This window comes from Changchengzhania lutea, from assembly GCF_006974145.1.
Classification (GTDB): Bacteria; Bacteroidota; Bacteroidia; order Flavobacteriales; family Flavobacteriaceae; genus Changchengzhania; species Changchengzhania lutea.
This window is the reverse complement of the sequence record NZ_CP039456.1, coordinates 3,029,227-3,053,793: the sequence shown is the minus strand read 5'-3', so window position 1 is coordinate 3,053,793 and position 24,567 is coordinate 3,029,227. Positions and strand designations below refer to the sequence as shown.

Annotated in this window: 25 protein-coding genes; 13 read left to right on the top strand and 12 right to left on the bottom strand. The window is 34.8% G+C overall.

Annotation, left to right across the window (positions count from 1 at the left end):
• Positions 1–3: 3 nt before the first annotated feature.
• On the top strand, positions 4–1,443 hold the full coding sequence (accC, locus tag FAF07_RS13675; protein WP_142785639.1) for an acetyl-CoA carboxylase biotin carboxylase subunit: 1,440 nt from the start codon (positions 4–6) through the stop codon (positions 1,441–1,443).
• Positions 1,444–1,454: 11 nt separating this feature from the next.
• Positions 1,455–2,996, top strand: a complete 1,542-nt coding sequence (locus tag FAF07_RS13670) for an acyl-CoA carboxylase subunit beta (RefSeq protein ID WP_142785638.1) — start codon at positions 1,455–1,457, stop codon at positions 2,994–2,996.
• 7 nt (positions 2,997–3,003) lie between these two features.
• Here FAF07_RS13670 and FAF07_RS13665 read toward each other — a convergent pair whose 3' ends face one another.
• Positions 3,004–4,179 carry a C45 family autoproteolytic acyltransferase/hydolase gene (locus FAF07_RS13665; RefSeq protein ID WP_142785637.1) on the bottom strand — a complete coding sequence of 392 codons (1,176 nt, stop codon included), beginning with the start codon at positions 4,177–4,179 and terminating at the stop codon, positions 3,004–3,006.
• 48 nt (positions 4,180–4,227) lie between these two features.
• Positions 4,228–5,316 carry an amidohydrolase family protein gene (locus FAF07_RS13660; protein ID WP_246067707.1) on the bottom strand — a complete coding sequence of 363 codons (1,089 nt, stop codon included), beginning with the start codon at positions 5,314–5,316 and terminating at the stop codon, positions 4,228–4,230.
• Positions 5,317–5,511: 195 nt separating this feature from the next.
• On the opposite strand from FAF07_RS13660, the gene FAF07_RS13655 reads away from it, so the two are divergent.
• Complete coding sequence (locus tag FAF07_RS13655) at positions 5,512–6,012, top strand: pyridoxamine 5'-phosphate oxidase family protein (RefSeq protein WP_142785635.1); 501 nt, start codon at positions 5,512–5,514, stop codon at positions 6,010–6,012.
• 11 nt (positions 6,013–6,023) lie between these two features.
• Complete coding sequence (locus FAF07_RS13650; protein ID WP_142785634.1) at positions 6,024–6,518, top strand: hypothetical protein; 495 nt, start codon at positions 6,024–6,026, stop codon at positions 6,516–6,518.
• A gap of 8 nt (positions 6,519–6,526) precedes the next feature.
• On the opposite strand, the gene FAF07_RS18575 is transcribed toward FAF07_RS13650, so the two are convergent.
• The gene (locus FAF07_RS18575) at positions 6,527–6,664 is read right to left on the bottom strand and encodes a hypothetical protein (RefSeq protein ID WP_185956438.1); all 138 of its coding nucleotides are present in this window, start codon (positions 6,662–6,664) and stop codon (positions 6,527–6,529) included.
• A gap of 233 nt (positions 6,665–6,897) precedes the next feature.
• The gene (locus FAF07_RS13645; RefSeq protein WP_142785633.1) at positions 6,898–7,506 is read right to left on the bottom strand and encodes a DEAD/DEAH box helicase; all 609 of its coding nucleotides are present in this window, start codon (positions 7,504–7,506) and stop codon (positions 6,898–6,900) included.
• Positions 7,507–7,639: 133 nt separating this feature from the next.
• Here FAF07_RS13645 and FAF07_RS13640 point away from each other — a divergent pair, with 133 nt between their 5' ends.
• Positions 7,640–8,848, top strand: coding sequence for a multidrug effflux MFS transporter (locus FAF07_RS13640; RefSeq protein ID WP_142785632.1), 1,209 nt, complete (start codon positions 7,640–7,642; stop codon positions 8,846–8,848).
• 111 nt (positions 8,849–8,959) lie between these two features.
• Here the strand turns inward: FAF07_RS13640 and FAF07_RS13635 are convergent, their stop codons facing one another.
• Complete coding sequence (locus tag FAF07_RS13635; RefSeq protein WP_142785631.1) at positions 8,960–11,023, bottom strand: helix-turn-helix domain-containing protein; 2,064 nt, start codon at positions 11,021–11,023, stop codon at positions 8,960–8,962.
• Between the two features lie 234 nt (positions 11,024–11,257).
• Between FAF07_RS13635 and FAF07_RS13630 the strand changes: the two genes are divergently transcribed.
• From FAF07_RS13630 to FAF07_RS13595, 8 genes are all read left to right on the top strand, one after another.
• Positions 11,258–11,851 carry an ankyrin repeat domain-containing protein gene (locus tag FAF07_RS13630; protein WP_142785630.1) on the top strand — a complete coding sequence of 198 codons (594 nt, stop codon included), beginning with the start codon at positions 11,258–11,260 and terminating at the stop codon, positions 11,849–11,851.
• Between the two features lie 22 nt (positions 11,852–11,873).
• Positions 11,874–12,962: an acyltransferase family protein gene (locus FAF07_RS13625; protein WP_142785629.1), complete on the top strand. Its 1,089-nt coding sequence runs from the start codon at positions 11,874–11,876 to the stop codon at positions 12,960–12,962.
• Between the two features lie 15 nt (positions 12,963–12,977).
• On the top strand, positions 12,978–13,715 hold the full coding sequence (locus tag FAF07_RS13620; RefSeq protein WP_142785628.1) for an NAD(P)-dependent oxidoreductase: 738 nt from the start codon (positions 12,978–12,980) through the stop codon (positions 13,713–13,715).
• Between the two features lie 101 nt (positions 13,716–13,816).
• A complete protein-coding gene (locus tag FAF07_RS13615; protein WP_142785627.1) occupies positions 13,817–14,857 on the top strand; it encodes a serine hydrolase domain-containing protein in 1,041 nt (346 codons plus the stop codon).
• Between the two features lie 265 nt (positions 14,858–15,122).
• Positions 15,123–15,899, top strand: coding sequence for a helix-turn-helix transcriptional regulator (locus tag FAF07_RS13610; RefSeq protein WP_142785626.1), 777 nt, complete (start codon positions 15,123–15,125; stop codon positions 15,897–15,899).
• Between the two features lie 61 nt (positions 15,900–15,960).
• A complete protein-coding gene (locus FAF07_RS13605; protein WP_142785625.1) occupies positions 15,961–17,064 on the top strand; it encodes a hypothetical protein in 1,104 nt (367 codons plus the stop codon).
• A 362-nt stretch (positions 17,065–17,426) separates the two neighbouring features.
• On the top strand, positions 17,427–18,002 hold the full coding sequence (locus tag FAF07_RS13600; protein ID WP_142785624.1) for a hypothetical protein: 576 nt from the start codon (positions 17,427–17,429) through the stop codon (positions 18,000–18,002).
• Complete coding sequence (locus tag FAF07_RS13595; protein ID WP_142785623.1) at positions 17,971–18,177, top strand: hypothetical protein; 207 nt, start codon at positions 17,971–17,973, stop codon at positions 18,175–18,177. The genes FAF07_RS13600 and FAF07_RS13595 overlap by 32 nt, the downstream gene beginning before the upstream one ends.
• Before the next feature lie 223 nt (positions 18,178–18,400).
• Here FAF07_RS13595 and FAF07_RS13590 read toward each other — a convergent pair whose 3' ends face one another.
• The 7 genes from FAF07_RS13590 to nusB form a co-directional block, all read right to left on the bottom strand.
• The gene (locus FAF07_RS13590; RefSeq protein WP_142785622.1) at positions 18,401–18,922 is read right to left on the bottom strand and encodes a DinB family protein; all 522 of its coding nucleotides are present in this window, start codon (positions 18,920–18,922) and stop codon (positions 18,401–18,403) included.
• Positions 18,923–18,930: 8 nt separating this feature from the next.
• Complete coding sequence (locus tag FAF07_RS13585) at positions 18,931–20,697, bottom strand: ABC transporter ATP-binding protein (protein ID WP_142785621.1); 1,767 nt, start codon at positions 20,695–20,697, stop codon at positions 18,931–18,933.
• A 147-nt stretch (positions 20,698–20,844) separates the two neighbouring features.
• Positions 20,845–21,651, bottom strand: coding sequence for a pyrroline-5-carboxylate reductase (gene proC / locus FAF07_RS13580; protein WP_142785620.1), 807 nt, complete (start codon positions 21,649–21,651; stop codon positions 20,845–20,847).
• A gap of 194 nt (positions 21,652–21,845) precedes the next feature.
• Positions 21,846–22,037, bottom strand: a complete 192-nt coding sequence (locus FAF07_RS13575) for a hypothetical protein (protein WP_142785619.1) — start codon at positions 22,035–22,037, stop codon at positions 21,846–21,848.
• Positions 22,038–22,528: 491 nt separating this feature from the next.
• Positions 22,529–22,828 (bottom strand): preprotein translocase subunit YajC, encoded by a 300-nt coding sequence (yajC, locus tag FAF07_RS13570; RefSeq protein ID WP_142785618.1) that lies wholly within the window; start codon positions 22,826–22,828, stop codon positions 22,529–22,531.
• Between the two features lie 8 nt (positions 22,829–22,836).
• Entirely contained in the window at positions 22,837–23,331 is a 495-nt protein-coding gene (locus tag FAF07_RS13565) for a DUF1573 domain-containing protein (RefSeq protein ID WP_142785617.1), read from the bottom strand.
• Between the two features lie 245 nt (positions 23,332–23,576).
• Positions 23,577–24,521: a transcription antitermination factor NusB gene (gene nusB, locus FAF07_RS13560; RefSeq protein WP_246067706.1), complete on the bottom strand. Its 945-nt coding sequence runs from the start codon at positions 24,519–24,521 to the stop codon at positions 23,577–23,579.
• Between the last annotated feature and the right edge of the window lie 46 nt (positions 24,522–24,567).

Sequence of the window (24,567 nt, the reverse complement as noted above, 5' to 3'; positions counted from 1 at the left end):
TTTATGAAAAAGATACTAGTAGCCAATAGAGGCGAGATAGCTATAAGAGTTATGAAAACGGCTCAGAAAATGGGCATAAAAACGGTGGCTGTTTTTTCTACTGCGGACCGGAACGCACCGCATGTAAAATTTGCAGATGAGGCCGTTTGCATTGGCGAGCCACCATCAAATCAATCCTATTTGCGGGGTGATAAAATTATAGAAGTTGCAAAAAATCTTCATGTAGATGCCATTCATCCAGGCTATGGATTTTTAAGTGAAAATGCCGATTTCGCAGAATTGTGTGAGGACAATAATATCATTTTTATTGGACCGCGCTCAAAAGCAATAAAAATTATGGGCAGTAAGCTTGCAGCTAAAGAGGCTGTGAGCCATTATAATATTCCCATGGTACCAGGTATTGACAAAGCCATAACAGATTTTGAAAAAGCAAAGGATATCGCTAAAGAAATTGGTTTCCCTATCTTAATTAAAGCTTCGGCTGGCGGCGGTGGAAAAGGGATGCGTATTGTTGAAAAAGAAAGTGATTTACAATCTCAAATGGCGCGTGCCATTAGCGAAGCAACCTCTGCTTTTGGAGATGGCTCTGTTTTTATAGAAAAATATGTGTCTTCACCAAGACATATTGAAATTCAAGTCATGGCAGATAGCCATGGGAATACCTTGCATTTTTTCGAACGGGAATGCAGTATTCAAAGACGTCATCAAAAAGTAGTTGAAGAAGCGCCATCTTCTGTTCTTACGCCAGCATTGCGTGTCGAAATGGGTGAAGCTGCCATTAAAGTGGCTAAAGCTTGCGATTATTTAGGAGCCGGAACGGTTGAATTTCTTTTAGATGAAGATTTGAATTTCTATTTCCTGGAAATGAACACCAGACTTCAAGTGGAGCATCCTGTAACGGAACTGATTACTGGTGTTGACTTGGTCGAGCTTCAGATTAAAGTCGCCCGCGGAGAAGCACTTCAACTAAAACAAGAGGATCTAAAAATCCATGGTCATGCCCTAGAATTACGGGTTTATGCAGAAGATCCGTTGAACGATTTCCTTCCAAGTGTTGGCCATTTAGACATTTATAAATTACCGGTTGGAGAAGGCATTCGCGTTGATAATGGGTTTGAAGAAGGCATGGATATTCCTATTTATTATGACCCTATGCTTTCTAAACTTATAACTTATGGTAAAACTCGGGAAGAAGCCATTCAGCTCATGATCAAAGCTATAAACGAATATCATGTTTCTGGCGTTCAAACCACCTTGCTATTTGGAAAATATGTGTGTGAACACGAGGCTTTTCGTTCCGGGAATTTCGATACTCACTTTGTTAAAAAATATTATTCGCCAGAAGCTTTAAAAGAAGAAACTGAAAACGAAGCTAAAATTGCAGCGCTAATCGCATTGAAACAGTACTTAGAAGACCAGAAACTGTTGCGCACGCCTAATTAAACCAGACTAAAATGAACTCAAAAATAGATAAGTTAAACGAACGTATCGCCTTAGCGCATTTAGGTGGTGGTGAAAAACGTATTGAGAAACAACATGCCAAGAAAAAATTAACAGCAAGAGAACGGGTTAATTATTTAATGGATGAAGGGTCTTTTGAAGAAATTGGTGTTTTGGTCACCCATAGAACTACCGATTTTGGAATGGAGAATGACATCTATTTCGGTGATGGCGTCATCACTGGATATGGTACGGTTAACGGACGATTGGTTTATATATACGCACAGGATTTTACCGTGTTCGGTGGCGCTTTATCTGAAACCCATGCCGAAAAAATTTGTAAAATTATGGACTTAGCTTTAAAAGTTGGTGCACCCATTATTGGTCTTAACGATTCAGGTGGAGCAAGGATACAGGAAGGTGTAAGATCGCTAGGAGGATATGCTGATATTTTCTTTAGAAATGTTCAAGCGTCGGGAGTTATCCCTCAAATCTCAGCAATCATGGGGCCTTGCGCAGGAGGTGCTGTGTACTCTCCTGCTATGACCGATTTCACTATGATGGTAGAAAACACCAGTTATATGTTTGTTACCGGTCCCAACGTCGTTAAAACCGTCACAAACGAAACCGTAACAAGTGAGGAATTGGGTGGTGCCTTCACGCATGCTTCAAAATCTGGTGTGGCGCATAAAACATCTGTCAATGATGTAGAGTGTTTGGAAGATGTTAAAAAACTCATTAGCTATTTGCCGCAAAACAACACGGAACCTCCAAAACAACTTGACTTTAAGTTACAAGATGAAATAAGAGACGTCCTAACTGATATAGTTCCAGATAACCCCAATAAACCCTATGACATGCACCAGGTTATTGGTGGTATTATCGATGAGGATTCCTTTTATGAAATCCACAAGGATTTCGCTGAAAATATTATTGTTGGTTTTGCCCGCTTAGGCGGACGCAGTATTGGCATTGTTGCGAATCAACCGCAATTTTTAGCTGGTGTTCTAGATGTGAATAGCTCTAAAAAAGCAGCACGTTTTACACGGTTCTGCGATTGCTTTAATATCCCCTTATTAGTACTGGTCGATGTTCCAGGATTTTTACCGGGCACAGATCAGGAATGGAATGGTATTATTGTCCATGGTGCAAAACTATTGTACGCTTTAAGTGAAGCTACCGTACCTAGAGTGACCGTAATTACACGAAAAGCCTATGGTGGTGCCTACGATGTGATGAATTCCAAACATATTGGAGCCGATTTAAATTACGCCTGGCCAGGAGCAGAAATAGCGGTAATGGGTGCTAAGGGTGCGAGTGAAATCATCTTTAAAAAAGAAATTTCTGAAGCTGAAAACCCCATAGAAAAACTTGCAGAAAAAGAAGCGGAGTATGCTGAAAAATTCGCAAACCCCTATCGTGCGGCAAGACGTGGCTTTATAGATGAAGTGATTCTACCAAAAAATACACGCCGTAAACTCATAAAGGCATTCTCGATGTTAAAGGATAAAAAAGTAGATAGACCCAAGCGTAAGCATGGTAATATTCCATTATAGGAAAAAATTATTCTGAAGTAAAATCAATTCGTTTGTACTCTGATTCGTCAGGCGGACCAGCTGTGATTTTTAAATATGGTTTTCCGCTTAAGGACATAATTGTAGATGCAAATGTAAATACTCTACCATTGTTTTGGTTCGATCGGCAGACGGGATTCATTGTATCATCTTTAGAGCGTAAGGCATTTTTAATGTCTTCTTCTGTGATTTTCATTTTATCAATAACATGTTTTTTAACAGCAGATAATCTGATATAACTATTGTTTGAATGTGGCTTTTCGTCCGCCTCTAGGTTGGGATTAAACTGGTTGTACCATGGTTTTAAATCATTGTTCACAATGGGATGATTGGTGTGATACACCGTACCGTTTTCATTTTTTGGATTATACTGTATCACTTGGTTTGCTGATGCTTCAAAATCGAAAACCTCACCACGAATCCCTACGATATAATTCTGCCCAGATGCATGATTTACGGAAGTCAAAAATTCTAATAAATCATCCTTATCAGTACTATCAATAATTTTTCTAACTATAAAGGCGACGGGTAGCCCTGCTGTGGATGCACTTAATTGCATAATGGTATTCACCACAACACCAACACCTGTTTCATTCATACCATTTAATGCTATTAGGCCAGGGTGGGTTAATATAAGCTGTTCCGGGCTCTCATTAGTTTTCTCTAGTCTAACCAAAGTTTGATAACCATCGGTATAGCTTTCAATATCCATATTTTGAGCGACATAACTAGGACTTCCATGTATTGAAGCCACGCCAATATCTGTACAGTGATGGTTATATAACTGATCTATATACACCCAGAATTCATCTAATAAATTCAAAACTAAAATATCATTAAAACGCTGTTTAGACCCATTTGCTATACCTTCAATTTCTTTAAAAAGATCTGGTGTCCATTTTTTAATAGCATCCGTAAAATTGGCATATTTAAAAAATTCTTTCAGGATGATATCAGCATCTTTTCCAAAAGCTTTTGTGGTATTCATTTTCCATTTTGTAACCAAATCGTCAATTTCAATCTTTAGTAGTTTCCCATGTTGAAAACCGAGTTCATAACCTCTCCTCGAGAACGTGACTTCTTTAAGACTTCTTTCAAGTTTGGGGGACTGCGCCCATACCCCACTGACGATTAAAAATAGCAAGATGGTTGATATAAATTTCATAATAAAAAGATTTATTTTTTATGCCTACACCTTAAAATTAAGTCATAATTATTTAGGAAACAAGGTTTTATCTAGTCCTGGCACAATACGAAGCGCATTTTTGTAGTAAACTTTCTTTAAAATAGCATCTGGCAAATTTAAACCATACATGGCCCAAAACGCGTGGTATTTTTTATGATATGGAAAATACTCATCATCACTCTCAAGGACTCTAAAATAGGTAGGGAGTTCCTCGGGTTTCCAACTATCTTTTCCAAACAGAATGCGATCCTGATATTTAACAAAAAAAGCCCTCGCGTAGCGTGGTTGCCTTCCCAATTCGGCAATGATAGCACCAATCCCAACATTCATATTTGGCATAGCATCTAACAGATTTCCTAAGGTTTTTAAGTCGTTAGCGTACCAACCCATATGTGCATTTATAAAAGTTGTTTTTGGATGCTTTTTAAATATGTTGTGTTGTTCGGCAATAATCTGCTCCCAAGGTGCCGGATTGGTCGCACCCCGTTTTCTACGCGGATGGGTTCTGAGTTCTAACCAACGCTCGTTATCACCATCAAAATCAGCCCAAAACAACTTTGGATCTGCTGAATGAATCAGAACGGGGATTCCCATATCACCGCAGGCCTTCCAAATGGGATCTAATCGGGAATCATCAATGGCCAACCGCTTACCTTCCACATCTTTACTATACATGCCCAAGCTCTTGTAAACTTTTAAGCCCCGTGCCCCATTTTCAACATCTGCTCTAAGTTGATTGACTGTTTTATCGATCCAACCTACTGCTCCAGCGCCATCAAAATTAATATTGGCAAAAACTACAAAACGGTTGGGATAGTGATCCGCTATATTTTTAACTGACTTTCTTAAATCCTCACCAGAGCGCCCACTCAAATTTACCATAATACCCATATTTAAGGTATCCATAGCGGCAATTACTGGCGACAGGTTTTGGGTAGGCATTCGGTACTGGTGCCCATGTATATCTATAAATGGATATTTCGCTTTGTTTATAATCTTGCCTGGAACTACTAGAGATGAATTCGGATTATAATCTTCAAAGGTTAACTCTTGTGCAAAAGCAGTCTGAATTATTAATATACCCATAAGCATAGGATGTAAAAATTTGAAATTCATAAGCATGTATTTTATTTAAATCTAAAGATAGTCATATGGCTGTAAAGAGATTATTTTTTTAAGATGGGTTTAACAGGAGGTCTAGTTAAGCTTTATTCAATAAATCTTTCTACATTTTTTAAAGAGTTAAAATTCCCATGAAATGAGCAAAATGAAATTCTATTCTTGATGTAACTTTATAAAAAAAATAAAACTATGAACAATACAAACTTATTCGATGATAACGCCATTAAAAAAATTAAGGAATTAGCAGAAGATATCGACTTCACTATGATGGCAACACAATTAGGGAGTAAACCCTTTCACGCGATTCCTATGAGCACAAAAAAAGTAGATGACCAAGGCTGCATTTGGTTTTTAAGTGGCAAAGACAGCACACATAATGCTCATATAAAAGCTGACAGTAACATTATGCTCATCTATTCAAAGCCAAGTGATTATTCATTTATGAAAGTTTATGCGGATGCTGAAATTGTTACAGATCAGTCTGTGTTGGAAGATTTCTATGGAAAAAGCGATGATATGTGGTTTGATGGTGTTCAAGACCCTAATCTTTCAGCCATTAAGGTCACCCCTATTGAAGCCTATTATTGGGAGCCAAAGCACAATACTTTCACTACAATATTAAAAATGGGATTGAGTGCTATTACAGGTGACGAACCAGATATTAGTCAACATGGAAAAATAAACCCTTAAGATTTGATGATATGAAACCATTAAAAGCTATTTTATTTATACTATCCATTTGCCTATGTTTTTCTTGCAATAACCTTAAACAACAATATAGCGATGGTTTAGAAGATGACATTTTAGCTGAAAAGGACATTTTGAAAGCACCTATAATGCCTTATAATTTAAAGAAAGGAATAGCTTTCGATTTTGATAATAACAATACTTTGGACAGCCTCTACTTATCAGCACAGGTAGAGGTTGATTCTTTAGGGCGAAGCGTGTGGGATGATGCACAGGCATGGCGTGTTACAATTAAATCCAATGATTTGGTAATAGAACTTTACAATAAGAATATTCAATTAGGTAAACTAGAAGTTGAATATGATACTATTCTTAATCATATTTACATTATAGAAAATGCACCGCATCAAAAAGGGCTATATAAAATAGAGCCCTTAATTAATTTGAATGTATCAGTAATAGATTCATTGCCTAGAAACAGAAAATCCTTAAAACTGACCCTTGAGTAAAATAGTAACTACAGCACGTTAAACACGTAGCCTAACAACCAGTAGAGAATTATAAAAACAAACACGGTACCAATGCATCCGCATTTACCACCCCCTATTTTTTTTGCTCCCCATGCAGCACCTATAATCCTTAGTAATTTTTCCATTAATTTATCTTTGCATTAAAAATAAATCTTTTTTTAATGGGAATAAAATTTAATGATAATAAAGCGCATCAAAATTGTAAATGCGTCAAAATTCATGAGATCTGCAAAAAAGTTTGTTTAACGTTTTACTTATTAAAATCCTACAAGGTTTTGAAAACCTTGCAGGATATGAAAAGAATTATTTGTTGTTGAAATTAAAGCTGTTAAATTTTGAATATTAGTAAAACTCAGGTTTAAACTTTTACCATCTGCGCATTGTACATAAAAGACTCTCTCCAGCGCTCAAATCGGGTATCAAAATGTGATGTGAATATTAAATATTGACATTTCCCAATACTCTGTGGCGTTCTGTTAACCTCGGCGAAATTTTCATTTCTAAATAGAAATTCAGCATCCTCTACAATACACATTTGCAATTGGTTCAAATTAATACCGTTCAAAAAGAATATTTTATTCAACCGTTTTGGTGTTGCAATAACGATGTCTGTTCCAATATAAATCTCATCACGTTGGGTATCTATGTTATGCTCATCGTATGCAGAATACACCCTTAAATCCGTACAACGTTTATAGGTGTTAAAAAGCTCCTCTAACTCCAAAGCAGCTTGCTTGTCTTTAACAAATATCAGTGCTCTTGGGGCGTCCTCAAAAGCCTTTTTTAATTTTTGAATCACACTTATTACAAGCGTCATCGTTTTCCCAGAACCTTTAGGAGCGACTATAAACAAAGAACTCCCTCCTTTAATTCTAGATAAAACTTTTTGCTGCAACTTATTAGGGGCTTCTAGCCCATTAACTTTTAAGGCATCATCAAGGGGTTCGATCAATTTTTTAAATGGCATAGCTTAAGTCTTTGAATAATGGCAAATATAAGTTTTTAAATAGCGAATTACGGTTATTTCGAGCCTACTAAAAAAGTGTATTGTATTTAAATATATGGTGTTTTACTCGGCATAATTAGCTTATTTTTGCCAGATGCAAAAAACACAGCACAAGTTACAGTTTGAGTTCGTAGCATTAATGGCATCATTAATGTCCATCGTAGCGCTTTCTATAGATGCCTTACTCCCTGCTTTGCCTGAAATTGGCGATGCATTTGGCGTGACTGAAACCAGTGATAATCAACTAATGATTACTATGATATTTCTGGGTTTAGGTTTCGGACAGCTTATTTTTGGGCCTTTATCGGATAGTTTTGGAAGAAAGCCTATCGTATTCTTCGGATTTGCTGTGTTTTTTATAGCCAGTTTTATCTGTGTGTCGACAAAAAATTTCGAAATTATGATACTTGGACGAATTCTCCAGGGCATCGGACTTTCCTCTCCACGAAGTCTTAGTATATCCATGATTCGAGATCGATATAGTGGCGATTATATGGCTAAAATTTTATCTATTGTCGTTATGTTCTTTATCTTGGTTCCCGTGGTAGCACCTACCTTAGGGCAATTCTTAATGACTTTTTTCAATTGGGAATCTATATTTTACTTCAATATCATGTTTGGGTTTCTAGTCATGCTATGGTTTTGGTTTCGACAAGATGAAACACTTCCAAAGGAAAAGCGTATTACATTCACCTCACATTTATTTATAGATGGCGTATGCGAGTTTTTTAAATATAAGGAAGCTGTTGCCTTTACCTTTGTATCCGCATTCATCACCGGATCGTTTATGGTATATTTAAGTACATCTCAGCAGATATTTCAAGTCCAATACAATCTTGCAGATATGTTTCCCTATATATTTGCAAGTCTAGCAGTTTCGGTAGGATTAGCCACATATTTAAACAGCGTATTGGTTGTTAAATACGGTATGATGCGAATGGCTTATATATCTGCTATTGCTTACGCCACAATCTCCTTATTATACGTGATCTTGTTTTGGTCTGGAAACAATCCGAGCATTGCGGTACTTATTGGGTTTTTTGCGATGCAGTTCTTTGCAGTTGGTTTTCTCTTCGGAAACTTGAGAGCCTTAGCGATGCAACCTTTAGGACATATTGCTGGTATTGGCGCTGCTATAAATGGATTTATATCAACCGTTTTGGCCGTACCCATAGCAAATTATATTGGGAGTTTCGTAATCGATTCTGTCTTACCCTTATTTATTGGCTTTTCTTTTTTTGGAGTGTTATCGGTTTTAGTTTTTGTGGTTTTAAAGCGAAATATTAAACTGATAAACGCTTAGAGTATGCTGAAATTCAATTAACCAAAAAAACATTCTGATATTGAATTATTGATTTTTTTACCTTGGACATAAAAAAATATCTCGTATTTACAGGTGGCTATAGTAAATACACTATTTAATTAGTCCTTGATCCTCTAGTGTGTTTTTCAGTTGCGAGTGATTTTCCCAAAAGCGTTCGTCAATCTTTTGCATAACGTTATTAAACTCTGGATGATTTTTTAGCGGTTTAAAAACTGGATCCATTTTCATAAATAACAATAGCCAATATTGATAATTACTTTTCGTTGCAAAAACCTTAAGTTGCTCAATGGCTTCGTCAATTTTACCTTCATGTGCATATAGCGCTGCAACACTAACTGACTTGTAGATAGATTCATCATTTTCGCAAAAGTCAGCATATGAAGTAAAAAATTCAGAAGCCTTTTCATCTAATCCCATCTTTTCATAGACCAAACCAATCTTGATATCTTCATGAGGATAAATATCTAAATCGGATTCTATTCTAGCTTCAACAAACTTTTCATAATATAGAAACGCTGTATCATAATCCTCTTGATAATAATGCAATTTCGCCACTTCTTGTAGGATATCGAGACGCGTAGTATCCTTTTGTAACTCTAACATTAATGCTTTTTTAGTTTGCTCAATATCTCTATGTCTAGCATACAGGATATAGGCTTTTACATATGGAGCAAAATAATTATTGGGACTATAATTTAGGGACTCATCAATATACTTGCTCGCTTCTTCAGTAAAACCATTTTGGATAAGCGCATTACTTAGGTTTAAATAGATATAACTTTTGGTAATGGAATCATTGGCAGCAATATCGAGTTGTATTCCTTTTAAGGCATAGGTTAGATATTTTGCGGTATTGGGAATGTAATTGGCATATAAACTAGAAAGCATATTAACCACAGCTGATGAATTAGGGTTGTATTCCAGTGCCTTCTCCAGATGGGGCAGTGCTAATCTATACTCCTTGATATGCATGTAATATACTGCCTTTGCGATAAGACTTTCGGCAGATTTAGCATTATATAACAAAGCCTTATCTGCATTATTGTTAATTAGCTCTGTATATTGTTTTTGCTTTTGGAATAAGTCGATATAGTAATATGAAAAAGCAATGTAAGCATAGGCTAGCGCAAATTGTGAATCTTCCTCAACTGCCTTTTCAAATAGTGAAATGGCTTCCTCTAATCCTTCCATTGTTCTTGTATTATACGGATCAAGAGCTTGGAGGTAATAATCATAAGCTAATAAGTTCTCAGTAGGTTTTTTATCAATTTGTTCCATTTCAAAAGCCGTTACCTTTGCCTTAATAGCATCAGCAATTTTCTTAGCCACCTCATTTTGTAAATCAAACACATCCACAACTTTTTGATTATACTGCTTCACCCAAATTGGAGTATCCGTTGAAGCGTCTATCAATTGGATATTCAATAAAACCCGATCTCCAACACGCTGTCCACTACCTTCTACGAGATAGTTTACATCCAGTTCTTCGGCTATCTCAGGGATGCTCTTATTCGTATGCCTGTATTTCTCTACCGAGGTTCTACTAATTACCCGTAAATCTTCTATTTTCTGAAGGTTGTTTAAGGCCGATTCCATAAGCCCATTAACAAAATATAGGTTTGAAGAATTATTGCTCTCATTTTTGAAAGGTAAGACCGCTATAGACTTTTCAATTTCTACAGCCTTAGTTGTTTCTTTTTTACTGAAAATAAAAAATGATATTACTAGTACTAAGAATAATGTAGATGTAGCAATTATTTGTCTTTGATGTCGTTTAAAATAATGAGTTTGAACAGGTTCTTTTTCTTCTACCAATGTCCCTTTTCCAACCTCTCCAGGTGGATGCCCATAATACTCTCGAAAGCATTTAATAAAATAAGATATACTTCCAAAGCCAACCTGATATGAAATCTCAGAAACTGTTAATTGCGTTTCTTGGAGCATTTGCATACTCTTTTTTAAACGTACCTGACGAATAAATTGACTTGCCGAGAGTGCAGTAGTTTTCTTTATTTTTCTGAGCAAGTTAGAACGACTCATGTTCATGGTTTCTGCAAGTTCAGAAACCCCAAATTGTTCATTACAAAGATTCTCTAGAATAATGGTTTCTATCTGGTCAATAAAACTATCTTCAATATTTGGTTCGTGTGACATACTCTTATATACTCCGCCTAAATTAGAACAATTTATACACATACATGTGATATGTGCGTTCACATATTGGTGAATTTATTAGAATTTGCGTCATAATTTATACTCCTGCATCATAGTTTTTATTGTTTTTTCAAACTTTACATATTTAGCCGCATAGCTCATATGTACTGCATTTTCTTTAACCTCACCTTTGTATAATCAAAAATAAAAAAACTAAACCTAAAAATTAAAATCATGAAAACATTAAAAATTAATGCAATGCAAACCTTGTTAATCATTTCATTCGTTGCCTTTTTGCTAACAAATGCTTGTGCACAGTCTGATAAGAATTCAAAATCAGATACAAGCACCAATACTGGGACATTAATAGCAAAACCAGAAATGAATATTAATGCAGCAGTACTATCTGGAAACCTTGAGGTTGTTAAACAACATATTAAAGCACATACAGATATTAACGAAAAAGAAGCCATGAGTGGTTCGACGCCTTTGATTTCTGCAGCCTCTTTTGGCAAAAATGATATAGCTCAAGCATTGATAGATGCTGGTGCAGATTTATCTATTAAAAACAATGATGGATCTACAGCTTTGCATGCTGCCGCTTTCTTTTGTCGTGTTGAAATTGTGCAAATGCTTATAGACGCCAAAGCAGATAAAACGATTCGAAATAACTTTGATGCTACACCTAGAGAAACTGTAATGGTACCTTTTGACGAAATTAAGCCATTCTATGAAATGCTCCAACTACAATTCGAGCCAATTGGCATGCAGATTGATTTAACCGAAATAGAGAAAACGCGTCCAGTTATTGCTATGATGTTACAGTAATTAGATGAAAAACACCATTCAAATGACAACAGAAAGAAGACACGATATTGATTGGCTTCGCATAATTGCTATTGGTCTATTATTGATCTATCATATAGCCATAATATTCCAACCATGGGCCATGTTTATTGGTTTTATAAGAAACGACGAACCTATTGAAGATTTATGGACACCAATGACTATGCTTAACGTCTGGCGAATTCCACTTTTATTTTATGTATCTGGTATGGGACTTTATTTTGCCTTAAAAAAGCGAAATTGGAAACAATTGCTTGTTGAGCGTTCAAAGCGAATCCTATTACCATTCATCTTTGGGATTATTGCTATAACGCCTTTACATATGTATATTTTTCAAGACTACTACAATATGCCTTTGAGTTATTATCCACATATGGGTCATTTGTGGTTTTTAGGGAATATTTTTGTTTATGTGATAGTGCTGTTGCCTCTTTTTTTCTATTTAAAGAAACATGAGGAAGGCAGATTCAGGAAAGGATTATCATCGCTAATGAAGCATCCCATTGGTCCCTTATCAATAACTGTCTTTTTTATATTGGAAGCTGTTTTAGTTAAGCCTCGGTTATTTGAAATGTATGCTCAGACTTGGCACGGATTTATTCTAGGTTTTATTGCCTTCTTTTTTGGTTTTCTTCTGGTTTATAGCGGGAAAGAATTCTGGCAAACGGTTTTAAAATGGCGATGGTTGTATATAGGCCTAGCGGGAATTTTATATGCCATTCGATTATTTGTATTTGAAACCATAACACCAGGATATCTCATGGCTATCGAATCGAACTGTTGGATATTTGGGGTTTTCGGCTTTAGTTATAAATATCTAAATAAACCTAGCACTTTACTGAGCTACTTAAGTCAAGCTGCTTATCCAGTTTATATAATCCATATGATTGGATTGTATGTAGGAGCCTCGATTATCTTACCTTTGGCGATACATCCCATGCTAAAATTCATAGCTGTAGTAGCTTTTACTGGTAGTTTTTGTTATCTCATTTATGAATTCATCATTAGAAGGGTAAATGTCTTAAGACCTTTGTTTGGACTTAAATGGAAATTCAACAAAGCAGAACAGCAAATAAGTATTTTGAAAAAATAAATAGATAAAAATAATATGACAGTTTTAGTAGTAGGTGCAAGTGGCGCAACAGGAAGACATTTGGTTGAACAACTTCTCATTCAAAAGCATAAAGTTAAAGCAATTGTAAGGTCTCCGGAAAAGTTGCCAGAATCATGGAGAAATAATGACAACTTTCAAATCATCTCTGCAAGTATTTTAGAGTTAAGTGACAGGGAAATGAGCGAATATAGTCGGGATTGTCAGGCCATTGTATCGTGTCTTGGTCATAATCTAACCTGGAAAGGTATCTATGGGCAGCCTAGGAAATTGGTTACAGATGCTACGCGCAGACTATGTGATGCCATAAAAGCTAATAAACCAGAGCAAGCTGTACGATTTGTTTTGATGAATACTACAGGTAATCGCAATCGTGACTTAAATGAACCGATATCATTTGCACAAAAATGTGTTATTGCCCTTCTTCGTTTACTTTTACCGCCACATGTAGATAACGAAACAGCAGCAGATTATTTACGAACTAAAATCGGACAGAACAATGAATGTATAGAATGGACTGCTGTTAGACCAGATGGGCTAACAAATGAAAATGAAGTTACCGATTACGAAATACACCCTTCGCCTACCAAAAGCGCTATTTTTAATGCAGGTAAAATCAGTCGTATTAATGTTGGGCACTTTATGGCTAATTTAATAAGCGATGATGATTTATGGAAGAAGTGGAAAGGACAAATGCCTGTAATCTACAATAAATCGTCTGTTGATAAAAAATAAACTTAAGTCGTTTAATTTTAGTGATAAAATATTAAAACGATTTCATATCCTTATAGTTATGAGCAATTTAAAAGTGCACCGTCCTAAAAAAATATGACAGTATGATAAAAAAACAAACAAAACGAATACTAAGAATAGTATTTATTATGGCGAGTATATCCTCGTTGTTCTTCGTCCCGTGGATATTGGTTAAGGCTTGGATATTACCATTACCCGATACGGTTCAAGAACAAGTAAATGAAGCCATTGGTCATGGGTTTGATGGCATGATTGTTTATGTAGACGAAGCAGGCAAACCACCAGCATTTTATGCAGCTGGCTGGAAAGACCGAGAAAACAAAATACCTGCCGACCCACACGCCTTATTCAAAATTGGGAGTATCAACAAGTTATATGTCGCTGTTTCTATAGCAAAATTAGTCAATGATAAACGTTTGTCTTTAGATAAAACGCTCGCTGATTACTTCCCGGAGCTTATGGGCAGAATTGAATATGCAGATAAAATCACTTTAAGGTTGATGGCGCAACACCGCAGTGGCCTTCCTATTTTTACCAACCATCCTGGTTTTTGGGATAATCCACAGGAAGGTGATAAGGATGTCCTTGAATACGCACTTGATTTGCCGGCTAACTTCGAACCTGGTGAAGACTATGAATATTGCAACACCAATTATTTGTTGCTTTCCAGACTCATTGACAAAATAGTGGGTTATAGCCATCACCAATTTATCAAGAAGGAGATTTTAATACCACTGGAGCTTAACCATACGTTCAGTTCGCTTAATGAAGTGAATATAGACGATGTGATGAGTGGCTATTACGTTGGATATGAAGCCGATTTAAAAGCAAATAATTATGGCTCAATGATAGCGACAGCACAAGATGTTGGGATATTTTTGCGTGCATTAAATGATGGTTCTGTTTTTAACGGAGATGAACAGGAAATCTATTCTTCCATTTACGAGTATGAACACGGAGGTCTGATTCCTGGTTATCAATGTCTTGCTGAATACCACAAAGATCAAGACATGGTTGTGGTTCAATTTATGAATACAACTGATTTTAATGGATACCATTGGAATTTATCACAAATCGTCATTAATCGTATTGTGAAAATATTGAGAAGGGAAAAAAATTCATAAATTTTATTTAATCAATAAGGAAATCGTTATAAATCAAAAGTTCGTTACCTTTAAAAACACCGCCAATTTTTTAATTTGGTATTAACGTGGAAAATTACTCTGATAAATACTTAGATTATTATCCTCTCTAGTTGACATAAGAAAATTATTCTGATACCGATCGTTTTTTTATTTTATCAGAAAAAAATGATAATTTCGTTTAACACCCGATAACGTTCTTTGAAACGGAGCTTTATCTGTGTAATACCACACATTTTGAAGCGATATGAATTTACCTCCTACAAAATATTTTGGATCTATCAAATTTGAGCGCACACTCAAGAATTATCACGTTTCTATTTCGCATCATAATATTGGAGAAAAAATTCCAAAACATAACCATGCTAATCCATATTACTCAGTAAATCTTGGAGCTGCATATATAGAAAACAATAACTTCTCTAAAAGTATTATAGATCCTGGAACAATTATTTTACGGCCTAAAGAATATGAACATGAAAACACATTTATAAATAATGTTGGATTTTGCTTCAATATTGAAGTAATCACCATTTCTAATAATAATGTATTGCAGCTATTCAATAATAAAAATATCAACTTTGCTTATTTTGAATTTCTACAAATTTTAATTAAAACATTTAATAATTATTCAGATAATGAATTGGACTGTCTAATTACTGAGACATTAGCTGATAGGTATAACACTCAACTATTAACAAAAATTCCAAATTGGTACAATCAAGTGATTAGCAAGGTAAAAGAAGAATATTGTGATTCATTGACTTTGAGTGAAATTGCAAGCTCAGTTGCTTTACATCCAAACTATCTTGCAAGAAAGTTTAAGAAAATAAGTGGAATCACATTAGGTGATTATATAAGAATGGTAAGACTCAAAAATGCCAGCTTGATGTTACATTCTAATAAACGCCTTACTGATATTGCATTAGAAGCAGGGTTTTATGATCAATCTCATTTTTCAAATTCATTTCGTTCTGCATTTAAAATCTCACCTAAATCCTTAAAAGACTTGTTTTTGGGTTAATCTGATACAAGTTTATTTGAAATGCTAAGAGTATTTTTAAAGTCTCTAAAATATTCATTCCATGAAATTAATATATGTAGCATTTTTACTTTTATTTCTTATTTCCTGCATGACAAAGAAGAATTCAGAAAGCACTACTGATTCAAGCAATCCTAACTTTGAAAAGATATACCCACTTGCTTTAAGAGGGGAACTGGTTAATGTATTTAATATATTAGATACAATTAATGAAAAAACTCTCAATGAAAAAGATTTGAGGTTAAAAGATAAGTATTATGCACGTTTTATTAACAAATCTGACACCTATGATTATAAAACAAAAGATTCAATAATTATTGAGATTGTGGACAAGTTTCATAACTATTGGAAGACTGTAATGCTAGATAGTTTAACCGTGGAAAAGGCTGACTCATTATTCATCAAAACCATGGCTAACTATTTGTATGAGAACAAATATAAATTTGAGAAAATTCCTCTAGGTTCTATTCAACATGATTTATACAAATACTCTAACGATTTTTTGAATGAAAGAGGTTATTACTCAAATGCATTTGGCAAAACAGGACATCTCTATGATTTATTTCTTTGGAAAAAAGAGCACGTCAAAAAATACCATATTGAACTGATTGACGACTCAGTTAATGTAACTGTACACCTAATGCATGATTTTATTTCAACAGGATGGTCCCATTATACAACTTTCGGAAGAAGTTATGCAAGTGGTTGGGCAAAGAGGAAAGCTCTTTATGCAGTAGATAAAGCCTATGATAAGGATACAGAAAATTTCAAGGTTAGCTACCTAACACATGAAGGGCAACATTTTTCCGATTATGTTGAATTCCCTTTACTTCAACAAACAGATCTAGAATACAGGGCAAAACTAGTTGAATTGGTAAAATCTGATAAAACCACAATTCAAATTATAGGCAAATTCATCAACAATGCTACAGAAGAGAAAGAGAATGCCCACGGTTTTTCAAACTATAAAGTTATAAGGGATTTGTCAAAGCTACTTTTTAATGAAGACTATATGACTGAAAAAGAAAAATGGATGAGTATCGAAACCTACCGTATCAAAAAGAATAGTGAGTTGCTATATAAACAACATACTTCAAGACTAAGGGGAATAGGATCAGATACGATAACTAAACTCATAACATTGTGACGGCGACCTAAATATAAATTATAAAAAAAACAAATTATCTATTACAATAATATTACAAGCTCGGAGCTTACAAAGTGCTTTTGGTTGTAACATTAAGTTGTATTAGTTGTATTCTCAAGTGAAAGATATACAAGACAATTTCAGTGAATGGTTTCTTCGTACCAATAATAAAGAATGTTAATCGGTAATAGAAAAATCCATAAGATTTCCATTTAGGTTATTTCTTTTATTAATTAATACCTATCCAACGTAACACACGAACGGAGCAAACCATATACAAACCGCAACACATTTAAAGAGAATTGCAACAGACATTTAATTAATTCGTCTTTAATATATTAACCAATAAATAATTTATTAAAATGAACTTATCTAAAAATCAAATTCGATTATTAATTGTAAGCAATATTTTTTGTTGGGCTATATTATTTTCATTTCTTTTAATGAGTTTTACCCAAAAAACAAATACCAAATTTGAAGTATTAACTGCTGAAAGAATAAATATTGTAAATGAAGACGGTACAACTGTTATGGCAATTTCCAATAAACAACGTATTGCTGCACCAAGAATAAACGGAAAAGAATATCCTGTAAATATGATTGAAAGACAGCATATGGCAGGAATGATTTTCTTCAATGAAAAAGGTGATGAAATAGGTGGGCTTGTCTTTAATAGTGGTGAATTTCCGGATGGAAGAAAATACGGTGTTGGTCATTTATCTTTTGACAGATATAATGACAATCAAGTAATAAATTTAGAGCATAAAGAAAATATTCACGATCTTGTAAAATCCGGTATAACTTTTTATGATAGAAAAGGAAATGGCAGTTTTGGAAAAAACTTAGATTTAATACATGAATTTAAATATGATAGCATCTCGGATAAAAGGAAAAAAGAAATAATTAATGAAAATAAATGCACTGAAAAAGTCTCGTGAATTAGGTTCTGAAAGATTATTTCTTGGCAGTGAGAATGAAATTCCTCAACTGTCAATGAGAGATAGATTGGGAAAAGAAAGAGTAAAAATATTTATTGATTCTACAGATATTGCTAAACTTCAATTTTTTAACGAGAATGGTAAATTGGTTGGTGAATTTCCTGATGACAAATAAAACATGTGGTAACAGTTACTCTAGTTCATTACTTCTAAAATTCCTAATTAGAGATCCAAGTCTTTCTGTTTAATTTATAGTGAGAGTAGAATGAAACTCGCACACTATACCGTAACGGAACCATAACCAAATTCATTCAGCAGTATCTAGCCCTATCGGGCTAATACCGCCGAACGTCACAACGTATAACTCGGAGTTAATTTTACAGGGTTCTATAAATAGATTACGCTAAATACCTATTTTGAATAATTTCCACATGATGCTTTTCATGCCCTAAGAGTATAAAAGCTGCTGCCCGAGCGGAAAGCGATGTTCCATTGGCGTTTCCTAAATACTCTAAATCCACTTCAGAAAGGCTCTTTAAAAACACGATACTACTTTCCCTTACTGTTCGGTATTCTTCAAGCAATTGTTCTAAAGATTTTTTATTCGCTTTAGAAGGTGCTATATAGTCATCCTGCTCGAACCCTGCCAGAGCTGTTATATCACGTCTTGCTATTCGAAAACATCGATACATAAATACACGTTCAGTATCTATTATGTGCTGAAACACTTCTTTTATGGTCCATTTTCCAGCTGCATAGCTATAAGTCAATTTGCCTTCTGGAATTGTTTTAAAAAATTCTATAATCTGTGATAAGCCCTGATTATAACCACCTATCAAATCTAAATTACCCGAAAGCATATTGAGGTATTGACTATAGTATGCATTATATTCAGTGAATGACAAATCTTTAGTTTTCATAGGATGAATTAAATTTTAGCTTGATAAGTATATAAATCATAATACCTGCCTTGAGTGGCGATTAATTCGTCGTGCGTACCACGTTCCATAATGTGTCCAGCTTCAATCACAAGGATTTGATCTGCGCGTCTAATTGTACTTAACCGGTGCGCTATGACAATAGTGGTTCTGTTTTTTATAAGTTCAGATAAACTTTTCTGAATCAATGCTTCACTCTCTGTATCTAAATTTGAGGTCGCTTCATCCAAAATAATTATTTTAGGATTTGCTAATATGGCTCTTGCAATGGCCAATCGTTGACGTTGTCCGCCAGAAAGTTTTACCCCGCGTTCGCCTATTAACGTTTCCAAACCATCATCAAAACGGTCTGTAAACTCGTTAACGTATGCCGCTTTAACAGCATTCTGCAAATCGCTTTCTGATGCATTTGGTCTCGGAAACATGATGTTTTCTCTTATAGTGCCTTCAAATAAAAATTCATCTTGCAACACCACGCCCAAAAACTTGCGATAACTGCTCAAATTAACTTTGGATAAATCTTGATTATCAATGGTCACCTTACCAGATTTTGGATTTAAAAATGTAGCAGATAAGCCTGCTATAGTAGATTTTCCTGACCCCGAGCTACCCACTAAAGCTGTAACAGATCCTGCTGGTGCCTTAAAATTTATATTATGAAGGACTTCTTTACCTGCTTCATATGAGAACGATACATCCTCAAAGGCAATATCCCCTTGAATGGTGTTGAGCTGGATACTTCTTTCCAAATCGTCCTCCTCAGCTGTCATATTCATAAGCTCTTCAGTTCTATCCAAACCCGCCAAGGCATCGGTTAATTGACTCCCTATATTACTCATTTGAACAATGGGTGCAATCATAAACCCGAGGATTAAAGTGAAGAACAAAAAATCTCCAGTCGTCATTTCACCTTGCATCATATAATACCCGCCAATACCCATAATACCTGTGGTAGCAACACCTATTAAAAAGGTTGATGAACTGGTCATTAAAGCTGTGGCCGTCAGGCTTTTTTTAACATTTTGAAATAATTTGTCAACACCCTTTTCAAACACGACGTTTTCTTGCGCTTCAGCATTAAAGGCTTTTATGACGCGAACACCCGCTAATGTTTCTGTTAATCGCCCGGTGACTTCGGCGTTTATTTTACCTCGATTTCTAAAAATAGGTCGAATGTATTTGAAGGCTCTTAAGGCTATGTACCCAAATATAGATAGTGGAATGAATACAAAAAGGGTCATCCATGGATTTATTTTTATCAAAATCACCAAAGAAACAATAGCTGTAAATGTGCCGCCTACGAGTTGCACTAAACCCGTCCCAATTAAATTTCGCACACCTTCAACATCATTCATAATACGAGATACCAAGGCACCAGATTTGGTATTATCAAAAAAACTGATGGGCAGGGACAGTACTTTTTTCTGCACTTGTGCCCGTAATTCGCTAATGAGGTATTGTGCCTGCACGCTTAAGATACGTGTTAAAAGAAAGGAGGTCACGGCTTGCACTAAAATAGCGATTAGGACAATAACTATCAAATTATATAATAGTGACACATCTTTACTTGGCACGACCTCATCCAGTAATACTTTACTCTGCCAGGGTAGAATTAAACCGGACAAACTTCTAATGACGATAAGAATTAAGCCAATAAAAACCAGATTTCGGCGTGGCCAAATAATGGTTTTAAAGGCTTGCGCCATGGTTACTTTTGATTTTGTTTTATCTTTTGGAGAGCCTTTAAGGTGTTGCATCTAAATTATTATTCTATAAAATAAGTTGTAAAAATACTCATTATAAGCCTGAATATGTGGTAACCGTGTAAATTAAAAAACCACTCATACTTCAAGGGCTTGGATTAAACGATAAATATGTAAGAACTGTAATTTCTTATAATAAACTTAGTGTTCTTTACCTAATTCTACTGCTCTGTTAAACGCAGCAAAAGCGGCATCTTTTATTAATTCGTTTACGTTATTATCTTCCATAGAATCTAATGCTGCACGTGTTGTTCCACCCTTTGATGCTACTTTTTTCATCCACGAATTTGGTGATAAGTTGGATTGATTAAATAGTTCAATGGCACCTAAAAAAGTCTGACTTACTAAAACGGTTGAATCCTTTTTTGAAAAGCCCATTTTTAATGCAGCTTCCATCATACTTTGCATAAAATAAAAAACATATGCTGGGCCACTCCCTGAAATTCCCGTGGAAGCATCAATTAATTTTTCGCTTGAAACCTGAATTGATTTCCCTGTGGTATCCAATAGACTTTCTATAGTTAGCATTTCAATTCTGGACACTTCTGAAGAAATAACAAAGGATGTTAATCCTTTTCCAATTTTTGCCGGTAAATTTGGCATGGCTCTAACTATTTTCTCCAGGTCTGTTAGTTCTTGAATGGATTCAATGGTAACCCCAGCCATTATGGATACAATAATTTGCTGCGATTGGACAAGCGGCTTAAGAGCTGCAAATACACCTTCCGCATGGTACGGTTTGACTGCAACAAAAATAATATCTGCTTCAGGAACACAATCATCCAGTTTTTCAAAAGTATCAAAATGCGCTATTTTATTAAGCTCTTGAAGTTTTTCTTCAGAGGTATCTAAAACCATAATATTCTCCTTCTTAAGAAGTTTAGATTTAGACATGCCTTCGGCATAGGTGAGCCCCATATTACCAGCTCCAATTACGAGTACTTTCATGTGTTTATATCTATTGTTTTCACAGGTCACATGCTGTTCGCTATTAATCATTCCCTTGGGTGATAAAGCTTTTAGCATGCTCGTTTCATGTATCTATACTTATTGTTTCTTATCCGATAGCTATCGGGATTAGTTATGGATGTTTCATGTGTTATTCTGTTTCTAGGTAACTTAATAGTGGCTTTAAAAATACTCTAAACGAACAACATACAATCATTACAGTCTTTTACTTCACCGTAATATGTTTCTCTGTATTTATGTATCGTTTTAAGCGGTAAACCCAATAAATACTTTTTAATATAGGTCACTTTTGTAGTTAATTCACCCATAGCAACACTATGTCTTTTTTCTTGGGTTGTTTTTCTTTTAATATATATAATTTTCATTTGTTTGATGTTTGTAATAGTTGACAATTGTTTATTTGTAAATCCTATCCTTATCAATTTGCGATAGCTTAGAACAAGTGTTAATAGTTTTATTTCTATTATTGCTGCATGCTAATGAGATTCTTTACTTAAGACTGTAAGTGTGAAAATGTTAATCGTAGATTTTAAAAAAAAATGGCAAATCTTAATAAAGCACTTCTTTTTAATCACTACCGATAATAGAGCGAACTTTAGCTGCTCTTGAAGTTCAAATTAATTCGCTGGAGGAATAAATTTGTCTGACTGATTTCTAAAAACCAGATAGTTGAAGTTAAATATTCTGCAATTCCGTCTTTCATGATTTCTCTTTTCCATGGCGCAAATGTACAAAAACAGACCGCCGATAGCAAATGCTAATGGTTAAGATAATTATAATACGTGATCCTTCAAGCTATTAAAGCAAAAAAAGAGCCTCCTTAAAGGAAGCTCTTTTTATTAAATATAGATTTTATTTACTTTTTTACTACGGCTGGTGCATTGAGTTTAGTACTCATTTCCATTGATATGGCTGAGCGTTCAAACTTAACTTTACCAGACATCGTTTCAATAATGCAACTACCGTCTTTATCATTCAGCTCTAAAATTTTACCGTGTAAACCACTTTTGGTAATCACCTTATCGCCTCGTTTTAATTCTGCAGCAAACTTCTTCTCTTTTTTAGCGCGCTTCATTTGTGGTGCAATCATAAAGAAATACACAATAACAAACATTAAAACAAACGGTAAAAACTGACCTATTCCTCCTTCTCCCATTATATAATTTATTGTACAGGGTTTGCAGCAGCACTAATTCCTTTTGCTTTCGCATTAGGGTCTGCCTTTACGAATGCCGTAATTTTTACTACTTCTGTTCCTTTTTCTGTATTTGCTGTAACCGTAATGCTTTTAGATACTTTGTTAGCACCACTTCCATTAAACTTAACAGTAAATTGTCCAGATTCTCCAGCGGCTAAAGGCTCTCTACTCCAATCTTGTGGTACCGTACAACCACATGAACTTTTAATATCTGTAATAACTAAAGGTGCATCACCAGTGTTGGTATATTTAAATACCGTTTCAACTGGAGTCTTGGCTTCAATTTCGCCAAAATCATGAACCTGTTTGTCAAACGTTATAATTGGAAACTCAGAAGAACTTGCGTCCCTTTCAGCAGCTTCAGCTACATTATTTTCATCAATCTTTTTTGATGCGTCCTCCTTACAGGAGGTAAATGCCACTAAACACAGTGCACTTAATGCTAATATTAATTTTTTCACAATATGTAATTTTATAATTTGGGGATAAAAGTAAGAATTATTTAATCGATTAAAAACTTTTTACTTAACTCTTAATAAAGAACTCATCTTGGTTTTTTGTTTTTAACCGAAAATGAGATGAAATTTGTCCAGATGAGGCACTTTTTGAAAAGCATAGCATGGCTACACATAATAAAAGTAACGAAATATGGGCAAATTACAGCCGCTTTTTAGGAAATAGAAAAAAACCAAGATGAGTTCAAAAATTAAAGCAAGCCACGACCCACTTTTTTCAAATCACCACTTTCCTGATATTCCTTAACCAACTTATCTAAAATACCATTTATGAAAATGCTGCTTTTAGGGGTTGAATATTCTTTGGCGATCTCTAAGTATTCGTTCATGGTGACTTTAACTGGTATAGACGGGAAATTTTTCAATTCGCAAATAGCCATTTGCAGTAAAGCAAAATCCACATCGGCAATACGATCTGAATCCCAGTTTTGGGTTTTAAGCGCAATCTCACTATTTAATGTCGTTTGATTCAGAAGTGTTTTTTTAAATAAGTCTATTGCAAACTGTTTATCTTCCGCGTCTTTATAAAGCTTCGGTATAAAATGATTTTCTGATGAACTTGGTTTCACTTTACGCAACAACTTCAAGATAGTTGTATTTACTGTAGGAAGGTCGTCTAACCAAGTTAGGTTTTTATCTTCCATATACTCGTAAAGCTTTTCATTGGGCGCTATAATTTCCTTAAAAATATCTACAATAAAATCTTTGTCTTCCCTAAACCCTGAAACTCTGGTCTGCATATAGTCTTTATACAATTCGCTTGAAGTGATGGCTTTAAAAATGATATCAACATATTCAGCATCTAAATCCCAATTGGTGATTTTATGTGCTTCTAAATGATCTTTAAGTGGAAGGTTTTCTTTTAACAGTAATAACAACTCATTATTAACAAATTTCCTGTTTGGATCTTTATCTTCAGAGGTTGCTAAATGTTTCTTTTGTTTTTTTTGTAAATCGGCTTCGGCTCTTTTTTGAACTTCACTCAAGAGCGACACCAACAGAAGGTACAGGTTGTACATGTTATCTATACTGAACAGTAGGAATTTTTGATCTTTACTAAAATCATCGCTTTCACTGCCTTTATAGGCATATATGGTTTGCATGACTTTTACACGTATATGTCTTCTGTTTAGCATAATTACAAGGAACTTAGTTTAAAAACGAATAATCGTTATTGCTTTT

What these genes read in the sequence shown, in the direction of transcription:
- accC (WP_142785639.1), top strand. Translation starts at nt 4, where the DNA reads ATGAAAAAGATACTAGTAGCCAATAGAGGCGAGATAGCTATAAGAGTT.
- FAF07_RS13670 (WP_142785638.1), top strand. Translation starts at nt 1,455, where the DNA reads ATGAACTCAAAAATAGATAAGTTAAACGAACGTATCGCCTTAGCGCAT.
- FAF07_RS13665 (WP_142785637.1), bottom strand. Translation starts at nt 4,179, where the DNA reads ATGAAATTTATATCAACCATCTTGCTATTTTTAATCGTCAGTGGGGTA.
- FAF07_RS13660 (WP_246067707.1), bottom strand. Translation starts at nt 5,316, where the DNA reads ATGAATTTCAAATTTTTACATCCTATGCTTATGGGTATATTAATAATT.
- FAF07_RS13655 (WP_142785635.1), top strand. Translation starts at nt 5,512, where the DNA reads ATGAACAATACAAACTTATTCGATGATAACGCCATTAAAAAAATTAAG.
- FAF07_RS13650 (WP_142785634.1), top strand. Translation starts at nt 6,024, where the DNA reads ATGAAACCATTAAAAGCTATTTTATTTATACTATCCATTTGCCTATGT.
- FAF07_RS18575 (WP_185956438.1), bottom strand. Translation starts at nt 6,664, where the DNA reads ATGGAAAAATTACTAAGGATTATAGGTGCTGCATGGGGAGCAAAAAAA.
- FAF07_RS13645 (WP_142785633.1), bottom strand. Translation starts at nt 7,506, where the DNA reads ATGCCATTTAAAAAATTGATCGAACCCCTTGATGATGCCTTAAAAGTT.
- FAF07_RS13640 (WP_142785632.1), top strand. Translation starts at nt 7,640, where the DNA reads ATGCAAAAAACACAGCACAAGTTACAGTTTGAGTTCGTAGCATTAATG.
- FAF07_RS13635 (WP_142785631.1), bottom strand. Translation starts at nt 11,023, where the DNA reads ATGTCACACGAACCAAATATTGAAGATAGTTTTATTGACCAGATAGAA.
- FAF07_RS13630 (WP_142785630.1), top strand. Translation starts at nt 11,258, where the DNA reads ATGAAAACATTAAAAATTAATGCAATGCAAACCTTGTTAATCATTTCA.
- FAF07_RS13625 (WP_142785629.1), top strand. Translation starts at nt 11,874, where the DNA reads ATGACAACAGAAAGAAGACACGATATTGATTGGCTTCGCATAATTGCT.
- FAF07_RS13620 (WP_142785628.1), top strand. Translation starts at nt 12,978, where the DNA reads ATGACAGTTTTAGTAGTAGGTGCAAGTGGCGCAACAGGAAGACATTTG.
- FAF07_RS13615 (WP_142785627.1), top strand. Translation starts at nt 13,817, where the DNA reads ATGATAAAAAAACAAACAAAACGAATACTAAGAATAGTATTTATTATG.
- FAF07_RS13610 (WP_142785626.1), top strand. Translation starts at nt 15,123, where the DNA reads ATGAATTTACCTCCTACAAAATATTTTGGATCTATCAAATTTGAGCGC.
- FAF07_RS13605 (WP_142785625.1), top strand. Translation starts at nt 15,961, where the DNA reads ATGAAATTAATATATGTAGCATTTTTACTTTTATTTCTTATTTCCTGC.
- FAF07_RS13600 (WP_142785624.1), top strand. Translation starts at nt 17,427, where the DNA reads ATGAACTTATCTAAAAATCAAATTCGATTATTAATTGTAAGCAATATT.
- FAF07_RS13595 (WP_142785623.1), top strand. Translation starts at nt 17,971, where the DNA reads ATGAAAATAAATGCACTGAAAAAGTCTCGTGAATTAGGTTCTGAAAGA.
- FAF07_RS13590 (WP_142785622.1), bottom strand. Translation starts at nt 18,922, where the DNA reads ATGAAAACTAAAGATTTGTCATTCACTGAATATAATGCATACTATAGT.
- FAF07_RS13585 (WP_142785621.1), bottom strand. Translation starts at nt 20,697, where the DNA reads ATGCAACACCTTAAAGGCTCTCCAAAAGATAAAACAAAATCAAAAGTA.
- proC (WP_142785620.1), bottom strand. Translation starts at nt 21,651, where the DNA reads ATGAAAGTACTCGTAATTGGAGCTGGTAATATGGGGCTCACCTATGCC.
- FAF07_RS13575 (WP_142785619.1), bottom strand. Translation starts at nt 22,037, where the DNA reads ATGAAAATTATATATATTAAAAGAAAAACAACCCAAGAAAAAAGACAT.
- yajC (WP_142785618.1), bottom strand. Translation starts at nt 22,828, where the DNA reads ATGGGAGAAGGAGGAATAGGTCAGTTTTTACCGTTTGTTTTAATGTTT.
- nusB (WP_246067706.1), bottom strand. Translation starts at nt 24,521, where the DNA reads ATGCTAAACAGAAGACATATACGTGTAAAAGTCATGCAAACCATATAT.